The sequence below is a fragment of the Microcoleus sp. B4-C2 genome, assembly GCF_036705265.1.
Lineage (GTDB): Bacteria > Cyanobacteriota > Cyanobacteriia > Cyanobacteriales > Microcoleaceae > Microcoleus.
Map to the genome: position 1 here is coordinate 15,101 of NZ_JAUBUB010000044.1, position 24,120 is coordinate 39,220.

Here is a 24,120-nt window from a genome sequence, read left to right on the forward strand (position 1 = left end):
AATAAATAAAAGCGGCAGTCGCCTGCCGCTTTTAGCTGTAACTAGATGTCTAGAAGCCTTAGAAACTAAAGGTTGTACGGAGGAGTCCGACCCAGATATCGTCGTTGTTGTTGTTGTGTTCGGGATTCAGAATCACGTAAACGCCCGGTGTCACTGAGATAAAGTCATTGACTTGGAAGCGATAGAAACCCTCTAAGTGATAAGAGGTGTCGCGGTTTCTGGCGACATCACTCTCGGTAACTTTTGGCGGTACACCGAAGACGAAGCCGAGGAGGTTGCCTTGCCGCCCAAAATCTGCCAGGGCCAAAGTGATAGCACCATTTTGGATCGTCGCGTCATTGTTGCCGCCCCGCAGTTGTTCAGCCTTCGTATAACCGTACCAACCGCCAATCTGAAAGCGACGGCTGGGTTTGAAGTTAACTTGCACGCCATAGTTATCTGATGCGGTGGGCGATTGAGCGAAGGGCCGGTTAGCCAAAGAACTGCCGACGCCGCCCATGAGGCTAACATCGCCTGCTCGATTGTATTTCCGGGTGTAAGTCAAGCCCAAGTCAAACGGTCTGCTAAAAAAGCCGATCTGACCCAGAGCGCTGAAAGAACCGTCGAAAACGCCCCTGCCGTCTGCTGGGTTGGGAGCATCGCCGTCGGAGGCTAGATAGCCTGCGGTAGCTCGGAGGCTGCCCAAGTTGAAACTCACACTTGCGCCTGCTCCCTGCGGGCCGCGGAATACTGCCGGGTTGCGAACTCCAAATCTGGAAAGTGAACCGGAACTCGTAGAGTTACCAAAGGTAGAAGCCTGGTCTGCAATTTCATCGAGGTCAAGTCCTTTAGGACCGACAAAGACTGTAGCGCGACCGACCGGGAACCGATAGTACACTTCGTCTAGTGTGAATTGGCTGCCATCATCGCCGTCAAAAGCCAAGCGAGCCATGTTTGTACCGGTAGCGGTGGCTCTATCGTAGCGGGCGGTGTTGACTGCTTGCAAGCGGGTTCTGAGCAAGTCTCGACCGGTGAAGCTGGTGTTTAAGTTCAAGCGCACCCGGTAGCCGAAGTTGGTGACAGTGTCGTCGTCCTCAAGGCTGAGATCATCTCCGACGAAGGTGTCGCTGACTGCAAAAATGGCTTCTCCATTCAATTTGGTGGTGGTGGAGAACTGGTTGGCTTCGAGTTCTGCGGTGCGAGCTTCTAGGCCGTCTACTCGTCCGCGCAGGGTAGCGAGTTCGGCTGCAAATTCTTCTTGCAGGCGTTGCAGGATGGCTAAGTCGTCTCGGGTAACTAAGTTACCTGTTGACCCAATTAGTTGGGTTATCTGGTCTAAGCAAGCGTTGACGCCGGCTGCAAATTCGTAGCGAGTCAGGGCGCGGTTGCCGCGGAAGGTGCCGTCGGGATAACCTACGATACAACTGTAGCGTTCGACTAGGGATTGCAGGGCTTGGAATGCCCAATCTGTCGGCCGCACGTCGGAGAGCTGAGTGACTGATGTCACCTGGGACATGGTTCCCGACGGTTGGGCCGGCAGTGCTTGGGGAGCAACAGGGACGATGGGGCCGCCCATTCCTCCGGGTACTGTCTGAGCAATTTCTACCTTAGTAGCTGGGGTAGTAGCTGGGGTGCTGGCGACTGCTGGCACTTCAATTTTCCCAGCAACTTCTGTCTGGCTGATTTGCTCTGCCAAGTCGGATGCTTGGGGCGAGGGTTCGGCAGTGCCTGCTGCTGCTAGGGGTTCAGTCGCTGCTGCGCTGGCCGGAGCGATTGGGGCTGCTAACTCGATGTCGCTCCCTGTTGTTTGCAGTGCTGTTTGCAGTGCTGCCGCGCTGGTTTCTGGTTCGATTGAGGCGATTTTTTCAGCGTCTGCTTCCTTAACGACCGGGGTTGGGGCCGCTTCGAGGCTGCTGTTTAAAGCCAGGTTTTCTGGGGCAGCAGGGGCTGCTGCAACTGGTTCTGCAACTATTTCTCCAACTATTTCTGCAATTTTTGACTCAGATGACTGAGCTTTAGCTAGTTGGTTGGCTTCAGGGGTTGCGGTCGCTTCTGCGGCGATCGCAGTGGCACTCATGACTGATGATAGCCCCAGAATTGCCGGGGATACTAGCAGTAAATTCCAAAAAGTTCTGTTCATTTTCCTCACACCTTCACACTCTATTCAACTCGACGAGCAGCAATTCCCAACTGCTAATTTTTGTGGTTGCTTGCCTGTTGACAATAACTGCCAAAATAGAACCTATCCATAACTGTTGATTCACTGTTGATTCACAGTAGGCGTGTCTACTTCTGCTTGAACGTAGGGGCCCAGCCCTTATACCCCCAGGCATCAATTCAGGTCAAGCCCACATTACATTACAGTAGATTATACCATCACGTGCTAATTTCATCTCTCGATCGCCCGACTTGCTTGAATTGCTCTGCGGGCGATCGATAACTGGTTCTACGGGTTCAACCACAATCTGCCTGTAACTGACAACTGCCCAGAGTCCTCGGTTACGCCCGACTTAACAGACAGTTATAGGTAGGATTGTGGCTGCTTGTCGCATCCCTTATACAGCTTTATCTCCTATAATGTCAAGGTTTTTAACCTAAGTTTAAACCTCGCGACCCGGCAGGGGCTATTTTCCCGCCATGAGTGGGGAACTGAGACTTAAAGGCTGGTAGATTGACCCGATCCAAACCAAAGTTCAGGCTTGACCAATTTTGTTTTTTTGAGGCCCGCTGCCGTCGGGACTTGCCAGGACGATCGCCTTTTTTGAGACTAACCGTCGGCGGGTTTAATTTCCGGCTATTTTAACACAACTTTTTTGTTGTTTGAGTACGACTGAACTGGTAGTGCTTGACAATTCCCGCATCCAGGATACCCGCCACGTGATTCATCCGTCCAGAAATAAAAAACCTGTATCCGATGAAACTTGCGCCCCGAATTTATCTCGCGCAAGTCAATGCTTCAATTCTAAAATCTAAAATCTAAAATCTAAAATCGATTGACCCGCTGTTGGCGCAGGGAAAGCTCACTTGCTTGACCGATCGACTATGCCCGATATTCCTAGCGGTTTGAACGATGTTTTTACCTACGGACGATCGCAGGAGTTTAGTGCTAAGCTGGCTAAAATGCCAAACTCAAAAATAGAGCTGCTGTCAGAACAAAAAACCGAAACGCTGTGGGTGGGCAAGTTATACCATTTTCGATTTTCGATTTTCGATTAAAGAATTGGAAATAACTGATGACATACAAGTTGGAAACATCGGCATACACTTGCATTATTTTGGGTAACTGGTATTAGTAAAAAAGTGAGGTTTTATGGAAGATTTTGGTATTATTATTGCCTGCTGCGACCAAGATTATCTGTTTGCTAAGGGTTGCTGTGCTAGCATCCGCTATTTCCTGGGAGATGTGCCGATTTGTCTGTTGATTGACGGTACGTTTTCTGTGAGTGCTTTGGAAAAAGCCTATGGGGTGCGGGTTATCGATCGCACAACTGTTTCTGAAGAAGTTCTCAGGAAAAGAAGTTTTGGTTGGGGCAAAACTAAAATGATTGCTTTCTGGGAAAGTCCTTGGTCAAATTTTATGGTTTTGGATGCCGATACGATCGTCTGGGGCGATGTTCTCAAATTGGCTAACTTTCAAGAGTTTGATTTTATTGTAGACAAGCCTTGTTACGATTACCCGGATGCGGAGATTTCGGAATTTTTCTTTGACATTCCGGGCGTTGAGAAGCATTTCCCGAATTTTCGTTGGTCGGAATCGCGATCGAACTATTTCTGCACGGGTACTTTCTTTGCTAAACGCGGCGTTTTTAGCTTGGAAGAATATGTGGAAATTTTAGATTTTACGGCGGCAAATCCGAAGATATTTAAGTACGGAGAAATGGGTTTTTTGAACTTTATGATTTTCCGGGCGGCACAAGAAAATCGACTGCGGGTGCAGAATGTGGATATGCAGTTGTTGGTGCCGGATTTTGACCAGGATTTGTTGAGAAAGCGGTTTCCGGTTGAGTCAAGCGGGCCTGCGGGCGATCGCACTCAGGCGACGGTGATTCACTGGTGCGGGCCGAAGCCGACTTTATCTACTGGGAAAGTTTACTCGGAACCGATGAATTTTTGCCGCCGCAAGTGTGAGGAGGATGTTTGGAACCGCACGGGTTTGGCTGCCGAGATGTCGCTGCAAGTTGAGGATTTACAGCGATCGATCTACGTGTATAAGAATAAGTTTAAGAAGAAGTTTCGGCAGTTGGCGGGCAAGTAAGTAGGATTTTTTAACCGCAGATGTCAGCGGATGAACGGGGATGCACGCGGATTTTGGCTTACCCTTCGAGGGGTAAAGTTGGCCCGGCTGGGGGTAAAACTTGGCGGTGAACGCTTACTTTGTGGCTTTCCCGCTGAGTTTGCATTTCGACGGCGATCGCCTCAAATTCGACTTCCATGCAGCCGTAGGGAATCTCTAACTCGACACTTGCTCGCACATTTCCCAACCCGTTAGCTTTAAATTCGGTAATCCAGCGCGGCCCGTCGAGAATCAGGTATGTTTGTCGATCGTACACCCAAACTTTCACATAAATCCGGGGCATTAATTCCGGGAGTTGCACTTGCACTTTTACAGCCTGGCCCGCGATGATTTCGGCGCGCGGCAATTCCAAAATCGGCATCGGTACTAACTCGTCTTCTGGCAAAACGTAGGGAGTTGGGGGAGTGTCTTCTGTGGCGACTGTTCTGGTTTTTTGAGCAACTTGTTTCGGCTGCGGGGGTTCGTCAAAAACGACAAATTCTCTGGCTTCTGGGCTAGTAGATTTGGGATCGGAATTTGTTTCGCTGGTTTCGGGTTGCTGCTGGGTTGGGCTGCTTTCTTCTTCCACAACGGCAATTTCGTCGCTGCTATTGGCGGCGGCTGTTGGATTTGGTGACAGGGTGGTTGCTTTGAGCCAGTCGGGGGATTCACCGTTGCTGGCTAGGGAACTCAGTCGCGACCAAAATCGACTTTCGACGTTTAAGGTTTGAAATGCCTGTTTTGTGGGTGCTGGCGCGGTTTCTGGGGCGGTTGTTTCTAATTCTGGGCTGTTTTCGGGTTTTTGGTCGATCGCTCCGATTTCGGCTGTTTGAGTGGGATTTGAGATGTCTGAGGGTTTGGTTTGTGGGTCGATCGACTCTGGGGCAGTTTGAGGCGAATCGGAGATTTCCGACAGCAATTGCGATCTGCTGCTGTCGGGCAGTTTGTTACCGAATGCGGGCAATTCTAGACCGCCTGCACTTGGGGTGTGACGCGAAGCCAGTAGAGGGGGTAGGGCTTCAGTGGTTGGGACTTCAGCAGGGGAGGGAGGGTCTAAGGATTTTTCTACTAGCTTGAGGAAGGATATATTTTTGGCGCTTCCAGACGGTTTTGAGGCTGTTGGGGAGGGTTCAGCTTGATGCTTTTCTTCGATGAAATTGTCTTTAATTTCCTCTAGAAGGTGCTCTAAACGAGCTGTAATTGTGAATAGTTTGGTGGCTAGGGTGACGCCGCCGCTGCTAAGAATTGCTTCTCCTAAAATGAGGCGGCTTTTACACTCGGTTGGGATGTAGGTGACGCAGGCAAAGATGCAGGGGGGAACTTGTTCTGGCATCGGTTGCTGGATTTCTGCGAGAATTTTTGAGGTTTGGGGGTCACGCAGGTAAATTTGCAGTTGTGCTGAACCGATGAGTTGTTTGAGTTCTATCGCTTCGGATTCGGGGATGAGAGTTGCTGTTTTTCTGCTTTGTTGGGGGTGTTGCGGGTTTTGGGGAATGTCGATTTTGCCGGAAATGATTAAGGGGCGACCGAGTTGGGTGACGAAGGTTTCTCGATCGAGGAGGAGTTCGAGTTGGACGCCCGGTTTTGGTTCGGGGGTTTGGGGAATAGGAAATTGGTAGATTTTGGTCTGCTGCGGTGCTGAATCGGCTGCTGGGATTTGGGTTGGTGCGGGGCGATCGACCGGGGAAGCGATTTGTGGGGCTGCGCGATCGACCGGGGAAGCGATTTTTGGGGCTGAGGGGGAAGCGGCGGGTTCGATTTGGTCGATCGGCGGTAGCGGTTCGGAGGTTTCCGATTCTGCGGGCAATACTTCTAACTGAACGCCGTACTGCCAAGGTTTTAGTGGTGTTGCTTTGGGATCTGGCAAGCAGGATAGTTCCCACAGTCCGGGTTTGAGCCTGGTGTAGGGAATGATCACGACTAATCCTTCGGGGTTGGTGCGGGCCGATCGGCTTTGGACTTTCCGCTGCGCCCCTTGGTCGAAGGAGGTATGGGTAACGCGAATTTCGATGTCGGTGTTGGGGTGCTGAATGCGAGCAACCACGCGGTATTTACCTTCTAGAATTTCCACGTCGGAGGTTTCTAGGGGCAACCAGGCGCGATCGCCCTCTTTCTGTAGCAAAAATTCTAATTTTTTCATCTTTCTTTCCCCTTGAAGGCTCCCGCTTGATTCGTCACAGGTTGGTGGTGGTTTGTTGAGCGACAGCTACAGATATTAAATTACTTATGTTTTATAGCCTATCACCACTGTCGGTCAAGAGGCCCACTTACCAAGGACTGCCGATTATGCTGAATGCTGCCCAATAATACGGATGGGATAAATCTTTGCTGTCGAGTTTGGGGATGGACGGGGGCAAGGGAATGTCGCCTCGGGAACTTCGCAGTTGACCGCCTTCGATCGTCACTTTGCCTTCGATCGCAGCGATTTGTGCTTGCCGCATTGCTTCAGCTTTAATGATTGGAGGGTCGTTTGGCCTGCGGATTTTTAACTGCTGGTAAAACTCTGTCATCAAGGCGAGAGTCCCCGCATCGCTGACGTACCACAAGCTGGCGAGGGCTGATTTTGCTCCCGATTGCAGCGCTAAACCTGCAAATCCTAGTTCTGCTTCTTTGTCTCCCAAGGCGGTTCTACAGGCGCTTAATACTAATAGTTCGAGGGGCGGATTGTTCCATTTTAAATCTCTCATTTGATCGAGACCGAGTTGGGTGTCCCAAAATTGAATGTAGGAGTTATTTGGGGTTCCTGGGCGGAATTCGGCGTGGGTGGCAAGGTGGATGATTCCGTATTTTTGTTGCAGTCGCTGGGATTGCAAGTTTACTATGGTGAAGTCTTGGTTGAGAAAGGATTGACCGGGCCACTGTCGGGCGATCGCGCCTAGTTCTAATGGAACTGCTGGCAGCGGTTCTTTGTTCGCCGTTTCTGCGAAATCTGATGCTCCCATTGCTAGGACTTGCACGTTTCTGAGGTCGGTGTAATTGCTGTCTGTGAGTTTGAAGGCGGGGATGCGGGCGAGGCTGTATTTTTGGATCAGAAATTGCTTTCCGTCGTGCATTGCTGCTAAGGGTACGGTTCGCAAACCTGCGCCGACGCAGAACAGCAATGTTTCAATTTTTGCTGTTTGCAAATCTTTTTCTAGGGGTGCAACTATCCATTTGTAGAGTTGTTGGGCTGGTTCTAAATAGGTGGTAGTGTTGAGTTTTACCGGGTTGGTGATTTCGCTGCGGAATTCTTGGACTACTGAGAGCAGTTTCTCTTGTTTGGCTTCGGGGACACTGCGGAGAATGGGCGGGCGATCGGGCAATATTAATATTAATTCTAGTTGATCGGTGCGTGGAATAGCATAAATTAAAGCGGGTTTTTTCTTGGTTTGAACTGCTAGACGGGAGAGACTTTTTGATATTGCTTCGGCCGTTTTCGCACGGGTTTCAAAGTCTTGTTCAAAGTAGTTTTGATACTCTTCTTCCCAGCTTTCTTCGATTATGGTTACGGCTTCGGTGAGGTTTCCCCGATCGAGCAAATTTCTCATTTCTTGCCCGTTAAGCCCTCCCTGGTCTGCGTTTTGGGCAATTGTAGCGAGGTTCGCCGTGCTCCAGCAGAAAAATATTGCTATCAAGCAGTAAAAAATAGCTTTTTTAATTTTTTTCTGAGTCGTGTGTTTTTGGCGTTGCTGCTGGGATTGGTAGTGCATGATTTTGGGGCGGTTAAGGGCGCCGTTGGCGGCAGCAGTTGGCAAAAGTTTGAATGTGGGTGGAAATTTTGACTGAAAGCATCCAGGATACAAGCCCCCGGATTCATCCGTCCAGAAATAAAAAACCTGTATCCGAGAAACTTCCCCCCCGAATTTATCCGTGGGGTCAATGCTTCATTCAATTCTTTAATCTAAAATCTAAAATCTAAAATCTAAAATCGATTGACTGTGCTGGCGATCGCCGGCCGATTATAGCATTCAAGACCAACCCCAAATATCTACCGTAGGGTGTGGATACCAGCAGCAACAGAGGCCCCACGCCAAGAAATTCGCGATTTATGTAAAAGTTTGTAAATTATGCAGGGGTTTTGCATAAACAGGACTTACGCAAAAAACTGAGATGTTGCACCATTTTCAATAATCCTTTTATGAACAGGCAAGATGCCTGTTCCACAAAAAATTCATCTTTTGTGGAACGGGCATCTTGCCCGTTCTTAAGAATGGTGCAAGATGTGAGTTTAACCGGCATTAGCTATACGGGCGTCTTTGACTTTTTGCGGCACATCCGCACTTCTCAGGTTGAATCGAGTTTTGTCTTGGTATTAAGTGAGGAATACCCTGCATCGATCGCCGATATATTGAGTTACCTCAGTAGATATATTCTCTGTATTTACTTATTTTAAAATAGTTAGGTTTTTTCGCCCAAACTTAGTTAAAGCTCGGCTGGTTAATTGTTTTGCCTCGGATATCTGCCAGGTTATTTCGTACAATTCGCCAAGACTGCTTTTCGCATAAGATTTTGCCGGAAAACCTCATAGTTTTTTAACATCATTGGCGGCGGTTGCTAATAGTTGAGCAAGATAAATAAAAACACTTAATTATTTAGAGAATTTTACGCTAGGCGGGCGATCGCTTTTTTCTTCTTTTCTCCTAAATAACTAAAGCCTTCTTGCTTCTGCTATACATTGTGTGCGATCGAACCATATCAAGTGCGTTAGCGCAGCCCTCGAAGAGGATCGCGATCCGATTGGGGGATGTGTCTTAGTATTTCTTCACATATCCTGATTTCGGTCTATGATATATGCCTTATGGCGTATTTGTGTTTAAAGCCCGTTACCGCGTACCGCTGATGAGTCAATCAACCAATTCACCGCTATCCCAACCAGTTTCTCGAAGAACCGCCCTCAAATTCCTCGGAGTCGGTGCCGCAGGCGGGCTGCTGGGCTACTCTCGGTTTTCCAAGCCAGAGCCCGCCGTTTTTGTGCAAGATTCTCTTGACTTGCCGCGAATGCTGAATAACCGCAAAACCGTTGCAGTTGTAGGCGCAGGCTTAGCAGGGCTCGCCTGTGCTTACGAGCTCAGTCAGCGGGGTTTCGCCGTGACGCTGCTGGACAAATCGCCCCAACTCGGCGGCAAAATTGCTAGTTGGCCGATACAAGTCGGGAACGAAACTTTTATGATGGAACACGGTTTCCACGGTTTTTTTCCGCAATACTACAACCTCAAAAGTGTGGTTGAAGAACTAGAAATTACCGATAACTTTATATCTTTAGAATCCTACGCCGTTCTGTTTAGAGACGGCAAATACAAACCCGAAGTTTTCCGTCCCAACCATTCAGCTTTTCCCTGGAATATAGTTGACTTGGGGATATCTTCTCCCAATCGGCTCAAGTGGGGAATCAATCTTACAAAACCCGCTCACTGGCAAGTATTTCGGGAAATCGGCGGTTTTCAAACTCAAAAAAGTTTCGATCGCCTCGACAATATATCAGTTGCCGACTGGGTAAAAGGTGAATTTCCGCGCGGACTTTATGACTTGTATTTTCTGCCTTTTGCCAAGTCCAGCCTCAACGCTCCAGACGAATTGAGCGCGGGAGAATTAATGCAATTTTTCCACTTTTACTTTTTCGGAAATCCAGAGGGTTTGGCATTCAACGGTACGCGGCAAGATATGGGCACGAGTTTGGTGCAGCCTATTGCCAAAGCCATTGAAAGCAAAGGCGGCAAAGTATTGACAGATGTCGCAGTCAGTGAAATTCGCTGGGAAAACGGCAAGATTGATTCTCTGAGTTACCAGTCGGGAGACGTGCAAAGTAAAATACCTTTTTGGGTGAAGCGAAACGCGCTGTTAACTGACAGCAACTCTACCGAATATTTCGGCGCTGGGGACAGCGTATTTGCCGCCGCACCGTCGGGAAAAGAGGCAATTTCTCTGAGCTGCACTCACCAAGGCTGCACTGTTCAGAAACAGAACGACGGTCAATTTCACTGTCCTTGTCACGGGGCAGTTTTTGATGCCGAAGGGCGAGTTGTGAGCGGGCCTGCTCAGCGGGATTTGCTTCGATTTAAGGTAGTCGATGAAAAAGCAGATGAAATACAGTTAGTAGCAGCGGTTAAGCAATCGCAGCCGCAAAATTTGGGAGAAACATTGAAGGCTGATTACTATGTTTTGGCGGCCGATGTTCCGGGGATGCAGCATTTGTTTAGTTTGGCTAGCGGTGAGGTGAATCCGCAGGTGCAGAGTCGGATAGAGAGTTTGAAAATAGCCGATCCGTTTGCGGTGGGCCGTTTTTGGTTCGATCGCGAATTTCCCTGGGAACACAGCAATTTCAGTTCGCTTTCCGGCTACAAACTGACTGACAGCATCACGCTTTACCACCGAATTCAGGATCAGTTCATCGAGTGGAATCAGAAAACTGGCGGTAGTGTCGTGGAACTGCACGCTTATTGTTACAAGGAGAAGGAATTTCCCAACCAGGAAGTTTTGCTGGCTACTTTTGAGCAAGAATTGTACGAAATTGTACCGGAATTAAAAGCAGCGAACCTGCTGCACCGGGAATTAGTAAATCAAAAGAATTTCTCTGGATATCCGCCCGGTAGTTATGCGGAACGCCCGGAGACTTGCTGCGCTGTACCTAATCTGTTGTTTGCGGGAGATTGGGTGAAAATGCCGTTTCCATGCGGTTTAATGGAAAGGGCGGTTAGCAGCGGTTTGTTGGCAGCTAATGCTATTTTATACCAGGAGGGTTTGCAGAGGCGATCGCTCTTGACGGTGAATCCCGAAGGCGTGTTAAAAATCTAAGGTTTGCAGTGGGGCGGGCTTTATAAATCGTCAATCATCGGCTGGTATCCTCGGTGAAACCCGCCCCCAGCCCTACCATTTTAGATTTTAGATTTTAGATTTTAGATTTGAAGAAATGGGAATGACTGATCCAATAAGGGTTTAGAGGTTTCCTACAGTTGCATTCTTTTTTTAAGATTAGTTACGGTTTGTGGGTATGGTTTCCCGGAGGAGAAAAGGCAGAGCTTGCGAACAAAAAAAATCTCTGCGTTAAGCGGGGTGGATATGCGGTTAAAATATTGAATTAGTATAAAGCAATAATAGATGCTGAATAATAACTGCAAAATTCGCAATAAATCTGTAACGTTTGATGCTTTTGCAACAGAATACGATTTCGCTGCCACCTTGCAAAACCAGAACGATTTTTTTACTAACAACCTATCTGTCAGCAAAGGTTCAGTATTAGATATTGGCTGCGGTTCGGGAATTCTTGCTTTTGAATTAGCCCAGTATTACGATAATGTGGTCGCCGTCGATTTGTCAGCAAAAATGCTAGATATAGCCCGTCAAAAACGCTCAGCCCCCAATATCGAATATATCCAAATGGATGCCAGTCAATTAGCGCTCGATCGCCAATTTGATTTAATAGTTAGTGCTGCTACTTTTCACCACCTGCCCAACCTCCCAGCCGCCCTCCATGCAATTAAACAATTGTTAAATCCGCACGGAAAAATCGTCTTTATAGATAATATATCGGAAGTCGAGACACCTGCTACAATAGGCTACATATTAGGTGCAGCGAGAGATTTTAATCCCGACTGTTCCACCTACGGATTTCGCAATGCTTTAAGACTATTAAAATTTAGATTGTCGCCAGGGTGGTTGAAGCATTTAGCTAGCGATAGGTATTTGTCAGAACAGAGATTTAGAAAAATTTACGGTCGTTGCTTTCCGGGCTGTTATTTTGTAAAATTGGGTTGTTTTATGGGCGTAATTTGGGAATATTTGTAATGCAAAACAACGCGATAAAATCGGTAGCTGGAAAAGGGGAAAAAACTCACATCCGCCAGTTGGGCATTAATCTCGATCGCTGGTATGCGATCGCCCGCAGCAGCGAGGTGCAAACTGGGCCGCTAGCTGCGAAAATCTGGAATCGGGCGATCGTACTTTTCCGCGACAGTGCAGGCAAAATCAACGCTTTAGAAGATAGATGTCCGCACCGACAAGTTAAACTCAGCCACGGTCAAGTTAAAGGCGATTTAATCGAATGCGCTTACCACGGATGGCGGTTAAATGCAAGGGGAGAATGCGCCGAAGTCGATTATTTAGCAGAAAATCAAAAGCTACCTAACTGCAAAATTCGCTCCTATCCTGTCCAGGAAAAAAACGGTTTTATCTGGCTGTTTCCCGGCGACGAAACCCAAGCCGATCAAATAGATTTACTGGATTTGCCAGAGTGGGAACATCTCAATTATATTGCCACTGTTTCAGTCATCGACTGTCAGGCACACTATTCATTTTTAATTGAAAACTTGATGGATATGTACCACGGGCACTTGCACGATGATTGGCAAGCTTGGGCAAATCCGGTGTTAGATACTTTAGAAGAAAAGGAGCATCAAGTAACTGCTCGCTATCAGGCCCAAAGTTATTACAAAATAGATAAAATTTGGTCAATTTCTCAGTTGTTTTTTAAATCTTTGCGCCGACTGCACCCGGAACCGCTGGAGGTGAGTTATGTTTACCCGCACTGGGTTTCCACTTTGGGGAGCGACTTTAAGATTTACTGCTTGGTTTGTCCGGTGAGCGAAACAGCAACTCGCGCTTATTTAATTCATTTTACCTCATTAAATGCGTTTTGGCGGCTGCACAAATTGCCTGTTTGGTTTCGCAAGTTTATCAAAGATAGTTGCTTCGGCGCGGCTCAAAAGTTATTAGATGGTTTGGTGCGGCAGGATGTGTTAATGATTGAAGAAGAACAGCAGGCTTTTTTGCAGAATTCAGAAAGAAAAAGTTATGAATTAAATCGGGCTTTAGCCAGCGTGCAGAAGTTGATGAGAAGTCAGGGGGAAAATGGGTAATTCAGCCGCAGATTGAAGCCTACAGCGGGACGAATGAAACCAGCCTGCACAGGCTAAGATGAGAGTTCGCCTTTCCAAGCTTGAGCATGGTATTCTAGCAACAGGGAAAATTGACTTTCGGGAAGCAATTACCAACCACACCTAACACAGGAACCAAGCATGAACCGTGTCAGCATCAAGGGTGAGGAACACCCCATTAGGAAAATCTTTAGCGATGACTTTATGTTTACCATTCCCCTCTACCAGCGTCCCTATGCTTGGACAAATGAGCAAGCTGGGGAACTGCTCGAAGACCTGTTAACATTCTTGGGAGATGGTAACGAGACGATTGATGAACTCAACCCCTACTTTCTAGGCAGCATTGTTTTGATCAAATCGGAGCAGCCAGCCGCTGAAATTGTAGATGGTCAGCAACGTCTAACAACTCTCACCATACTACTAGCTGCTCTCCGAGCATCATTGCCAACACAACACGCCAATGACTTGACCACTTATCTATACCAAAGAGGCAGCTTAATCGCGAATATCTCTAATCGTTACCGTCTGACTTTGCGCGAGCGAGATGCAGAATTTTTCAAGACATATATTCAAAATGAAGGAGGTATTAACAAGCTCCAAAATTTTAACATTGCTGAGCTGATGGATAGTCAGAAGCTTATTAAAGAAAATGCACATTTATTCTTGCAACGTTTGCAGACTATCGCTGAATCCCACCGTATACGTCTTGCCCAGTTCATCATTACCCAGTGCTTCTTGGTAGTGGTTTCTACGCCTGACTTTGACTCTGCTTATCGGATATTTTCTGTGTTGAACAACAGGGGATTGGATCTCTCCATAACTGATATCTTGAAAGCGGACATTATCGGAAAAATACCCGAAAGCCAACAAGAAAAATATACTAAAAAGTGGGAAGATACCGAGGAGGAGCTGGGACGCGAGTTATTCAAAGACTTGTTTTCTCATATTCGGATGATTAAAGAAAAGAAAAAACTTAGCAAGAGTATCCTTAAAGAGTTTCAGGAAAACATCAATCCTGCGGCAGGGTCTCAGCAATTCATTGATGAAATTTTAGCTCCTTATGCTAAGGCTTTTTCGGAAATTCACAACTCAACCTATGAAAGCGAGCGGCGTGCCGAGGAAATTAATCAACTATTTAAATGGTTAAACAAAATTGAGAATGTTGACTGGATACCGCCTGCCATTTTCTACCTATCGCGTAACCGTAATAACCCCGATAATTTGGTGCGTTTTTTTATAGATTTAGACCGCCTAGCCGCAGGTTTAATGATTGTCCGCGCCAATATTAATAAACGGATTGAACGTTACAGCAGATTGCTTACTGCTATTGAACAAGAGGAAGATTTATTCAATTCCAATTCACCGCTCCAGTTTACTCCTGAAGAGTCAAACAATATCCTTAGAGTCCTCGATAGTGACCTTTACCTAATCCAAAAAATTCGTCTTTATGTTTTGCTGCGCTTAGATGCTGCTCTGTCAGAAGGTGAAGCATCTTACAACTTCTCCAAAATTACTGTCGAGCACGTACTTCCCCAAAATCCAGGGGCTAATAGTGAGTGGATGAAGTGGTTTCCTAGTCAGGAAGAGCGCGATCAATATGTACATCGTCTTGGCAACTTAGTTTTACTATCTGGTGCGAAAAACACTCAGGCAAAAAATTATGATTTTGATGTGAAAAAGCAGAAGTATTTCACTACTAAAACGGGCGTTTCACCCTGTGTGCTTACTACCCAAGTGCTGCGGGAACAGGAATGGACGCCAGAAGTAATCGCTCGACGACAGAAAGAGCTGATTAATGTTCTCAAGAATCTTTGGCGCTTATAGGATAATTGAATTTGATATCAAATCGCTCTTATCTGTCCATCAGCACAAAACCATCTGCGTCCATCTGCGGTAAAAAAATATAAATTCCGCCAGCACAAACTTTACTTTTTAGCCCGCTGCTGCTGGTAAACGCTGACAACTTTATCGGCATAAGTAGCAGTGGCGCCACTTTTACAAGCTGCGGATTCGCCAGTCATCCACCAGCAAGCGGCGCGGCGTACAGCGGCTGTTTCATTGTTGCTGCTAGCTTTGTATTCGTCGCGCAGCAAATCGCCCACGATACAGGTAACAATTGATTTGGCTTTTGTCGCGTCGGCCTCAAATTGTTGCGGTGTTAAATCTTGTTTGGTACAGAATTTTGCCCAGCGGGAAATATTGTTCGGTAAAACTTGCCACTGACTGTACATTCCGTCATTTGCGGCTTGTGGTGGGGCGGCTTGTCGCAGCGCTTCTACGAGGGCGGAAACTTGCGCGTCGGTGACTGATTGCGCTGCTGCTGGAAGTGCTTGCAATCCGAGGCTAATTATCAGGCTGCCGAATAGTAGATTGGTTTTTGCGATCGATTTAAAATTCATTCACAATCCCCTGTTTGATTTAAAGTTTGTTCCCTCAAACAAGGTTTACTATTTTGTCTATCGAATACCTCTGTCTTAAGTATGATTTATTTGCCCACTTAATGCACTGTCGATCGCCCTATTATACAAATTGTTGAGCAAATAGGATAAAATCATGGAAGGACAACCCAGGGAAATTCGCAACTACCTGAGAGCAGATGGGACAAATCCTTTTGAAGATTGGTATAACTCGCTCCGGGATACCACAGGCAAAAATAGGATTCGGTTAAGGCTTAAGCGAGTCATGACTGGTAATCTAGGAGATTGTAAGTCCGTCGGAGAAGGAGTTTTTGAACTCAAAATTGACTTTGGGCCTGGATATCGGCTTTACTTTGGACAAGTCGGGCTGACAATTGTACTTCTGCTAATAGGTGGAGATAAGAGCACTCAAGAGCGAGATATTGGCAAAGCTATTCAATATTGGAGAGACTATGAAAGACGTGAAAGCACCAACGAGTAGGAGTTACCAAGAATTTCTGATCGAATCTCTGAGAAATGCCGAAGAAGCAGCAGGTTATATCGAGGTGACATTGACAGAAGCCAGCGATGAACCTAAATTGCTCCAAATGGTACTCAAAGACGTTGTAGATTCTCGGCTAAAGTTCAACAATTTATCAGAGTCAGCTCAACTTCAATGGGAAAAGCTTGACAAGATGTTGACCGAAAGTGCAGGTTCGGAAATTTATAGTTTGGTAGAATTGCTCGAAGCATTAGGATTTAAACTAGAAATTACTGTCGCAGATACTGAGTTATCGGCTGACTCGGAATCAACGGATTTTGGGGAATCAGAATTATCGCCCGAACCAGTAGTAATTAATCCCAGTTAATGAGTAAATCGCGCCCTCACCCGTTCATCACAAAATCTAACAATCGGTGAGCCATTTCTAGCTTGCTGCAAGGTGCTATTTCTACTTGCTTGCCGGCGGCATTAATTAATATTGCTTGATTGGTATTGCTGCCGAAACCTGCACCTATTTGATCGATCGGGTTGGCGGCAATTACATCCAGTTTCTTCGATCGCAATTTCTCCAAGGCAGGCTTGACAATATCCCCAGTTTGTGCTGCAAACCCGATTAATTTTTGGTGTGGCTGTTTCAATTTTCCCAACTCTGCCACAATATCCGCTACCGGTGCCAAAGGCAAACAATTCGGGAGCGATCGCTTCGGCAATTTCTCACTACTGTACTCAGCCGGCCTCACATCCGCTACCGCCGCCGCCATCACCGTCAAATCCGCATCGTGAAAGCATTGCAGCATCGCCTGCCGCATTTCTTCTGCACTCGCAACTGCGATCGCCCGCACACCTGACAGCGGCAATTCGCCAGTTATACTGTGTACCAGCGTCACTGTCGCGCCCCGGTGCTGTGCAGCTTGCGCCAAAGCTATACCCATTTTGCCGCTGGAAGGATTGCCGATAAACCGCACCGGATCGAGGTGTTCCCGCGTTCCTCCCGCACTAATCAACACCCGAAGGCCCGCTAAATCTCGATCGCCCTTCGCATACAACAGCGACTCAATATGAGGCAAAATCTCACCAGGTTCTGCCATGCGGCCGACACCCGCGCGATCGCACGCCAGCATACCCGCCCCCGGATTCGCAGCATGATAGCGCCGATAACTCAACACTTCCCGCCAATTCCGCTGCACCGCCGGCTGTTCCCACATATCCGTATTCATCGCCGGTGCCAGCAAAATTGGGCAAGTAGAAGCTAAGACAGTATTAGTCAGCAAATTATCAGCAAAACCCCCCGCCAACTTAGCCAAAGTATTAGCCGTCAGGGGAGCAATCACAAAAACTTCCGCCCATTCTCCCAGTTGAATATGCAGGGGGCGCCCGTGACTTGGTTGCCAAAAATCTTTGTCAGTAAAAGCAGGATGGCGGCACAGAGTAGCAAAAGTCAAAGGCGTTACAAACTCCCCTGCCGCATCAGTAAGAATAGCTTTAACTTCCGCTCCAGCTTTCGCTAAAGTTGAAACTACTTCGCAAACTTTATAAGTCGCAATCCCGCCACTAACGCCGATTAAAATTCGTCTGCCTTTCATGTCATACCATTTTAGATTTTAGATTTTAGATTTTAGATTTTAAATTGGGAATGACTGATGAATACCAGGGTTGAGAGCTGGCCTACATTCACATTCTTTTTTGAAACTGGTGTCATTTTTCCATAAAAAAGAATCAAGAAAGAAATTAAGATAAAAACAGACTAAAATCCCTCATTCATCTGTTTAATCTGCAACAAAATATGCTGCTAACTTCTTCCTCAATTCCGTCGAAATTTTTGAGCTAGATTTTTCAGTCTATGCTTCGTCGTAGGCTTCCATATCCAGAAGGTGGAGATAAGGTTCAACTAGCTCCGGCCGCTGAAAGGCAAGCGATCGCAACAAATGCCAATCATTCAATCCCTCAAAAGGATCTGTATAATCGTCAACTTCCAAACGGACAGCCAATTCTGCCACGTCCTGAGAAGTAAGTACAGCTATATCGCGCGATGCTTTGGTTAAAGTTTTCATTTTTTTCCCCTGCCCGAGACTTCCGCCATACTATATACTAAACCTTTAATCAGATTTCGACACAGTTTCTACAACAAAACTTCGCATTACCTCTATAACTTCCGGCAGAATCTCGTGTCCCATGTTAAATTCTCGATACTGCACCGGAGCTCCCCAAGCCGTCAAACTCTCGCGCGATCGCACAGCAGCACTAACAGGCACAATAGTATCTTGAGTACCGTGTACGATTAAAACAGGTGGCAAAACACTCCCCGCAACTGGCGAAATCTGGTGTAAATAACCGCTCAGACAAATTAAACCAGCTAGGGGCAAAGTCAATCCCACATCTAGAGTCATCGCTCCGCCTTGAGAAAAACCGCCTAAAATCGTGCGAGACAAAGGCACGCCCGTGGTGCTTTCCAAAGACAGCAAAAATTCCCTCAGCAATTGCCGGCTTTCTACCAATCCCTGAGCGTCTTTGGTTTGAAGGTTATACCACGCTTTGCCACTCGTTACCTGGGGATGGGGAAAGGGGGCATAGGGAAACACAAACTGATAATCCGGCAAATTGAAAAAGGGTGCTAAGGAAGTCAAATCCCGAGCATTAGCACCCCATCCATGTAAAGCGACCATCAAAGCGACAGGTTTGCGATCCGTTGTGGGCGGTATGCTAATAGATTGTAAAGACATCGTAGTTAATAATTGGTAATCTGGCCTGGCTACAATTATAAATTGTTACGACGGGTAAAACCCCAGATATTTTTTTCGGCAATATTCCACTGAACTTAGCACAGGTTTGCTAATAACTATAACAGTTGACAGTTGACAATTAACAGTTGACAGTTAACCGTTGAAAGTAGAGTGCTAAATCCGAAACTTTCCCAAGTAAAATGCGGAGATTTTACGTTTTATAAACAGGAATTAGGGAGCATCTCATATTTGTAAAAACACTTCTTCTGGCTCCTTCCTTCTGGCTCCTGCCTTCTGCCTCTTTCCTCCTGCATCCTGCCTTCTGCCCCCTGCCCCCTCCTGCCTTCTGCCTCCTGCCCCCTGCCCCCTCCTGCTTCCTGTCTCCAATTTATAGCTGGGCTGCTTTCATTGAGATGCTCCCAGCAAGACTCCGCTAGAAGCGAGATTTGTTCCGCTAATTCCAATTGACCGAAAGCATCCAGGATACAAGCCCCCAGATTAATTAATGAAGAAATAAAAAACCTGTATCCGATGAAACTTGCCCCCCCGAATCTATCTCGCGCAAGTCAATCTAAAATCTAAAATCTAAAATCTAAAATCGATTGACACCTACTGCAGGTAAAACCTTAGAAATAGATTGCTTAGACTGTTGTCGCACCGGCACCTCAATCCAGAATTCAGTTCCTTCCCCCGGAGCCGACACGCACCTGAGCGAACCTTGATGTTTGTCCACTATTTGATAGCAGATAGACAATCCCAAGCCAGTACCTTGGCCTACAGGCTTGGTAGTAAAAAACGGATCAAACAAACGTTTTTTTACATTCTCCGTCATGCCCGTCCCATTGTCAGCAATTAGCACGCATACACAATTAGAACTTAAAAGTTCAGTGCGAATCCGAATAGTAGGTAAAAAGGCAGAATTCGAGGCGTTGTTTTCGAGCTTTTTTTGATTTTCTGCATCAGATAAAACATCAATAGCATTGCTCAAAATATTCATAAATACCTGATTCAATTGTCCCGCCCAGCACTCCACCAATGGCAAATTTCCGTATTCTTTGATAAGTTTAATGCCCGGAAAACCAGGTTGGGGTTTCAGCCGACTATCCAAAATCATCAAGGTGCTGTCAATGCCTTGGTGAATGTTAACCGACTTCTTTTCAGCTTCATCCAAGCGCGAAAAATTACGCAGAGAAAGCACGATCTGGCTGATCCGTTCAGCTCCCATATTCATAGATTTTAGGATTTTAGGCAAGTCTTCACTGATAAACTCCAAATCAATATCTTTTAGTTTCGCTTGCACTTCGGGCGTTGGGTTGGGATATTGCTGCTGGTATATTTCCACAAGTTCCAGCAAGTCTCTAGTATATGCGCCTGTATGGATTAGGTTGCCAGAGATGAAGTTGACAGGATTGTTAATTTCGTGGGCAACTCCAGCCACCAACTGCCCCAGGCTGGACATTTTTTCAGTTTGGATTAGTTTAAATTGAGCTTCCTGCAAATTTTTTAGTGCCGTTTCTAGTTCAGCGGTGCGCTGTTTTAGTTGAATTGTACGATCGTACACTTGCTGTTCTACTTTTGCAGTACGTTCTAGAGACATCAACAGGTAAATCGTCAAGCTGCCAGTCATCAATAGCCCGATCGCCCCAATGGCCAGCGAACCCTGATGCGTCCTCAGACTGTTGTACCCCTTTCCAGGCAAAACTAGCAGCCTCCACTGGCGGTCTGCTACGTTAAATAGGCGAGTGCAAGCACTAGGATTTTTACAGATTTTTCCCCGCAGATTAGCTAACTCTGGCTTTTCGTGTTTTGGGTTATCTATCAACTGCTTAGCTTGTGAGTCGTAGCGCACCAGAAAGCGTTCTTTCTCTATAGCAGAGTTGTCATAGAGGTAAAAATTAATCTTGTCTAAATTTAGCGATTCTAAAGAGGAATCGACCATACTCGTGATCTGAAACAGACCCGCAATCACTCCCATGAGGTTTTGGCGGCCGTTGACCGAATTATCTGGAGAATTTGTGGGGCGGGGTACTGGTAGAAATACTTGCAATCCTGGTTGATTGTTGCTGACTAATCTAATCCGCCCGGAAGCCGCTATTTTCCCGGTATTCGCCGACTTCTCTAAAGCTGTTTTGCGATCGGGGCTGGAGGCAACATCAAAACCGATCACTTTGTTATCTTCTTCTAATGCTTCTCTGTAAATAATAGGAAAGTATTCCGATCGCACTTTTGCTTTGACCTGCTTTTTGTCAGGAGTTCGTTCGTAAATTTGAAATGCCGGAAAACCTTCGGCTCGAATTGTCCGTTCGTAAGCTGCTTTTTGGGCAGCAGGCACGCGCCGAATCCAGTTAACAGAATGTATAGCAGTATTTCGGGCAAGGGCAGGTTGAGCGAATTGCTTAAAATCTTGTCGGCTAACTTCAGTAGACGCCCTGTAGAATGCTTCCAGTGAGTACAGAACTTCTAAATTTTTGTTGATGCTTTGCTGCAAAGTCACATTCAGGCGATCGGCTTGCTGATGAAATTCAGCTTGCATTCGTTGGTTTTCCGAATGCCACACAACGGCTGCGGCTGCCAAGGACAAACTCGTACCTGTGCAAAGAGTCAGCGCTGCTGGAATGTAGCGACGGTGCGACTGTAAACTTTCGGTCAGCGAATTAAACCAATTGCTCGCAAAATTCATATTTCCACACCTTCTGCCACCGGAGTGCTATTTTTTAAAGACTTGTAAAAGTCCTTGATAGCACGATCGACAGCCGACAAACAAGATTGTCTAAAAACTTACGATCGCAGAAATAGAACTTACCTTGAGAAACCCAATTTCTACGAAAATATTAATGTGTAACGAGAAAGTTGGGAAGAAACCCGGTTTCTTCCGAATAGTGCATCCACTAAGCTGTTGCGCGTTTAAATTGCATATTCGGGACGGGCTCGCGTGCCCATCCCACAATAATTTGAGTGATTTTTGACACACAATTTAAATGGAGAACAGCTTACTGAGGAATTAAAACCAATTGTAACTAAGTGTAACGAAGTCAGTTCCCATCTCGGCGCTCCCAAGTTCCTGCCCCGGAAGAACCGGGGAACAAGAAAAAGCCTCGATCTGGTGGGGCGGGTACTCAATACCCGCCCCACAAAGCCAACTTAAAGGTGGAACCGCTTACAAAACAGTCCCTATTTCCTTCAAATAAACCCGTGTAAACGGTTCATCATCCCCCAGAGTATACTGTTCGATCAATCCTTGGCGGCGAATAGAAATACTATTTCCTTCCCTCATCACAACAGTATCGTCATCAGTGCTTTCTCTGACCAACATCATCTCAGTTTCCCCCGGATTGTCCAGCACCACCATATTGCTGCCCCGATAAAACATTCCCTCAGCTTCCAAAATATCTTCGGGATATTCAGCAATTAACAAATCGAGCTTGGGATTCCGCAGCAAACTTTGCAAGTTCAGATGGTAATTCTTATTCAAAACTTTTTCAGAACGGTTAACAAAAAGTCCACCGCGACAAACAGCACCGATTGTCCAATCGGGATGCTGCAACAGAATATGGTCGATGGTTTCTTGTAGGTCATGTACCGAAATTCTGTTGAAAGTAATAATCGGAATTCTGGCTGATTTTCCCGATTCAAAGAAAGTTTCGATAATATGGGAAGGTACATCAACTCCTTCGCCGACAGCAGGGTTAAGGTGCATAAAAATTCCCGGCGCGGCATTGATCTCGATAATCCCAAAATTCCCGGTTTTCCAAGATTTGGCGAGAGTTTCTGTTACCACATCAATTCCCAAACAAGTTAACCGAAAATGTAGGGCGATATCTTGAGCTAAAACAATGTTATCCGGGTGAATATTGCGGGTAGCATCGATGCTGACGCCGCCTGCGGAAAGATTAGCGACTTTGCGTAGAGACACAGTGCGATCGCGACTTAGTACACTATCTAATGACAGCCCTTGTTCTTCCAGATACATTTCCATCGCTTCGTCGGACTGAATTTTGCTCATCGCCGAAGTAGGCGTATCCAAACGTTCTGGTTTGCGGTTTTCACGGCGGATCAATTCGCGAATTGTTGAGTCGCCATCACCTGTTACCGAAGCGGGCCGGCGTTCAGTTGCCGAAACAAATTTGCCGTCAACGCACAGCAGCCTAAAATCCGATCCTTTGATGCTGTTTTCCACAATTACTCGCACCGGATCTGTTTCGGGAATTGCCTTAACTGCTCTTTTAAAAGCTGCCTGCAATTCCTCACCATCTCGGACATCTGCTGTGACGCCAATTCCTTTATGACCGACTACTGGTTTGATAGCAACTGGGTAGCCAATTTCTCTAGCAACTGCCAGAGCTCCGTTTTCTGTGGAGACGATATCGCCTTGGGGAACAGGAAATCCTAATGTAGCGAGAAAAGCTTTACAATCGTCTTTGCGCGTGGTAAAATCTGAGTCTAAATGGCTGTCAGAATCAAAAGTAGTTGCAGAGCCACGAACCAGTTTTTTACCGTACCCATATTGCATTAGTCCTTCATCCCACAAATAAAATGCGGGAATGCCTTTTTGGGATGCCGATCGCATTAACGAATAAACTGTCGGCCCTCCGTAAACTGACTGCCGGAACATATTTTGCAGCGCGCCCATTTGTGCTTCTAAGGGAAAGTCTTGATTTTGATTAATGGCTTCAAACCAATCCCAAACTGCGTAAACTACGGCTCTGGCGGTGCGGGCGTGAAGTGCTTCTATGCTGATTCTGTTAAAGTAAGAAAATGGCTTGATGTTCCAGTGTTGGAAGTGCAAACCCATGTCGAGTTTTGCTACTTCTGAGGCGGTACGACCGAACAGTTGGGCATGGTTCGAGAAAGTTTCGTGCAGCAGTTGCGGGTAGCGATCGCTAATAATTGTATGGTAATGTGCGATCGGCAAAGGTTCGCTCCCCCCCGTCACCGCTAAATCAAAAACTAAAGCCGCGGTGTCTAAATAAGGGTTGGGCCCGATATAGTGTTTGAAGTTGAACACATCGAAAATATCGGTTTTTCGAGCATTGACGCGCGCTGTTTCTGTGCTTTTTTCTTGCAGCATTTTCTAACCTCCTTTGAGCTAATTTTTTACGGTAACTTTATAGTTGGTGCAGGGGATACTACCTGGGGGCATAGATATTCCAGCAGTCAGACAAATACTCCGACCAATTCTGCCTTCAGTATTGCCCGATAGGGGGAGTGGGAGAGATGGGGGGATGGGGAGAGGGGGAGTGGGTGAGAGTAGGAAAGTATTCCTTCTTCCTTTAACATCTGACTAAGTATAGATGACTAAGCATTGATAACTAAGCATTGATAACTAAGCACTTATGACTAAGCACTTATGACTAATGACTACTTCTTTCCCCCCTCCCAAAAAAAGCTATAACTTTTGAGA

Annotated in this window: 18 protein-coding genes; 9 read left to right on the top strand and 9 right to left on the bottom strand. The window is 46.6% G+C overall.

Translation table 11 applies throughout. The features are described from left to right. Positions 1 to 58: 58 nt before the first annotated feature. Positions 59 to 2,119, bottom strand: coding sequence for an iron uptake porin (locus QUB20_RS14615; protein WP_333246474.1), 2,061 nt, complete (start codon positions 2,117 to 2,119; stop codon positions 59 to 61). A gap of 902 nt (positions 2,120 to 3,021) precedes the next feature. Between QUB20_RS14615 and QUB20_RS14620 the strand changes: the two genes are divergently transcribed. Together QUB20_RS14620 and QUB20_RS14625 are read left to right on the top strand one after the other, a co-directional pair. Continuing rightward, a complete protein-coding gene (locus tag QUB20_RS14620; RefSeq protein ID WP_333291433.1) occupies positions 3,022 to 3,195 on the top strand; it encodes a hypothetical protein in 174 nt (57 codons plus the stop codon). A gap of 94 nt (positions 3,196 to 3,289) precedes the next feature. Next, positions 3,290 to 4,234: a hypothetical protein gene (locus QUB20_RS14625; protein ID WP_333246471.1), complete on the top strand. Its 945-nt coding sequence runs from the start codon at positions 3,290 to 3,292 to the stop codon at positions 4,232 to 4,234. A 58-nt stretch (positions 4,235 to 4,292) separates the two neighbouring features. Here the strand turns inward: QUB20_RS14625 and QUB20_RS14630 are convergent, their stop codons facing one another. Next, positions 4,293 to 6,392 carry a hypothetical protein gene (locus tag QUB20_RS14630; RefSeq protein ID WP_333246469.1) on the bottom strand — a complete coding sequence of 700 codons (2,100 nt, stop codon included), beginning with the start codon at positions 6,390 to 6,392 and terminating at the stop codon, positions 4,293 to 4,295. 127 nt (positions 6,393 to 6,519) lie between these two features. Beyond that, entirely contained in the window at positions 6,520 to 7,986 is a 1,467-nt protein-coding gene (locus tag QUB20_RS14635) for a CHAT domain-containing protein (RefSeq protein ID WP_333291435.1), read from the bottom strand. Between the two features lie 383 nt (positions 7,987 to 8,369). On the opposite strand from QUB20_RS14635, the gene QUB20_RS14640 reads away from it, so the two are divergent. The 5 genes from QUB20_RS14640 to QUB20_RS14660 all read left to right on the top strand — a co-directional run bounded on the left by QUB20_RS14640 (position 8,370) and on the right by QUB20_RS14660 (position 14,925). After that, positions 8,370 to 8,624, top strand: coding sequence for a hypothetical protein (locus QUB20_RS14640; RefSeq protein WP_333246465.1), 255 nt, complete (start codon positions 8,370 to 8,372; stop codon positions 8,622 to 8,624). Positions 8,625 to 9,022: 398 nt separating this feature from the next. Further along, positions 9,023 to 11,023: an FAD-dependent oxidoreductase gene (locus QUB20_RS14645; RefSeq protein ID WP_445299404.1), complete on the top strand. Its 2,001-nt coding sequence runs from the start codon at positions 9,023 to 9,025 to the stop codon at positions 11,021 to 11,023. A 303-nt stretch (positions 11,024 to 11,326) separates the two neighbouring features. Beyond that, on the top strand, positions 11,327 to 12,013 hold the full coding sequence (locus QUB20_RS14650; protein WP_333246462.1) for a class I SAM-dependent methyltransferase: 687 nt from the start codon (positions 11,327 to 11,329) through the stop codon (positions 12,011 to 12,013). After that, a complete protein-coding gene (locus QUB20_RS14655; RefSeq protein WP_333246460.1) occupies positions 12,013 to 13,083 on the top strand; it encodes an aromatic ring-hydroxylating dioxygenase subunit alpha in 1,071 nt (356 codons plus the stop codon). The genes QUB20_RS14650 and QUB20_RS14655 overlap by 1 nt, the downstream gene beginning before the upstream one ends. 159 nt (positions 13,084 to 13,242) lie before the next feature. Then, positions 13,243 to 14,925, top strand: coding sequence for a DUF262 domain-containing HNH endonuclease family protein (locus QUB20_RS14660; protein ID WP_333246459.1), 1,683 nt, complete (start codon positions 13,243 to 13,245; stop codon positions 14,923 to 14,925). A 101-nt stretch (positions 14,926 to 15,026) separates the two neighbouring features. On the opposite strand, the gene QUB20_RS14665 is transcribed toward QUB20_RS14660, so the two are convergent. After that, positions 15,027 to 15,500: a hypothetical protein gene (locus QUB20_RS14665; RefSeq protein WP_333057919.1), complete on the bottom strand. Its 474-nt coding sequence runs from the start codon at positions 15,498 to 15,500 to the stop codon at positions 15,027 to 15,029. Between the two features lie 154 nt (positions 15,501 to 15,654). Between QUB20_RS14665 and QUB20_RS14670 the strand changes: the two genes are divergently transcribed. Continuing rightward, positions 15,655 to 15,999 (top strand): type II toxin-antitoxin system RelE/ParE family toxin, encoded by a 345-nt coding sequence (locus tag QUB20_RS14670; RefSeq protein WP_333246457.1) that lies wholly within the window; start codon positions 15,655 to 15,657, stop codon positions 15,997 to 15,999. Further along, positions 15,971 to 16,366 carry a transcriptional regulator gene (locus QUB20_RS14675; RefSeq protein WP_333246455.1) on the top strand — a complete coding sequence of 132 codons (396 nt, stop codon included), beginning with the start codon at positions 15,971 to 15,973 and terminating at the stop codon, positions 16,364 to 16,366. Before QUB20_RS14670 ends, QUB20_RS14675 begins: the two co-directional genes overlap by 29 nt. Before the next feature lie 16 nt (positions 16,367 to 16,382). Here the strand turns inward: QUB20_RS14675 and coaBC are convergent, their stop codons facing one another. The 5 genes from coaBC to QUB20_RS14700 all read right to left on the bottom strand — a co-directional run bounded on the left by coaBC (position 16,383) and on the right by QUB20_RS14700 (position 23,787). After that, on the bottom strand, positions 16,383 to 17,582 hold the full coding sequence (coaBC, locus tag QUB20_RS14680) for a bifunctional phosphopantothenoylcysteine decarboxylase/phosphopantothenate--cysteine ligase CoaBC (RefSeq protein WP_333246452.1): 1,200 nt from the start codon (positions 17,580 to 17,582) through the stop codon (positions 16,383 to 16,385). Between the two features lie 255 nt (positions 17,583 to 17,837). Next, complete coding sequence (isiD, locus tag QUB20_RS14685) at positions 17,838 to 18,050, bottom strand: protein IsiD (RefSeq protein WP_006632739.1); 213 nt, start codon at positions 18,048 to 18,050, stop codon at positions 17,838 to 17,840. A gap of 45 nt (positions 18,051 to 18,095) precedes the next feature. Next, the gene (locus tag QUB20_RS14690; RefSeq protein WP_333240665.1) at positions 18,096 to 18,719 is read right to left on the bottom strand and encodes an alpha/beta hydrolase; all 624 of its coding nucleotides are present in this window, start codon (positions 18,717 to 18,719) and stop codon (positions 18,096 to 18,098) included. A 592-nt stretch (positions 18,720 to 19,311) separates the two neighbouring features. After that, positions 19,312 to 21,399, bottom strand: a complete 2,088-nt coding sequence (locus tag QUB20_RS14695; protein ID WP_333246450.1) for a CHASE domain-containing protein — start codon at positions 21,397 to 21,399, stop codon at positions 19,312 to 19,314. 477 nt (positions 21,400 to 21,876) lie between these two features. Then, on the bottom strand, positions 21,877 to 23,787 hold the full coding sequence (locus tag QUB20_RS14700) for an ATP-binding protein (protein ID WP_333246448.1): 1,911 nt from the start codon (positions 23,785 to 23,787) through the stop codon (positions 21,877 to 21,879). Positions 23,788 to 24,120 lie beyond the last annotated feature (333 nt).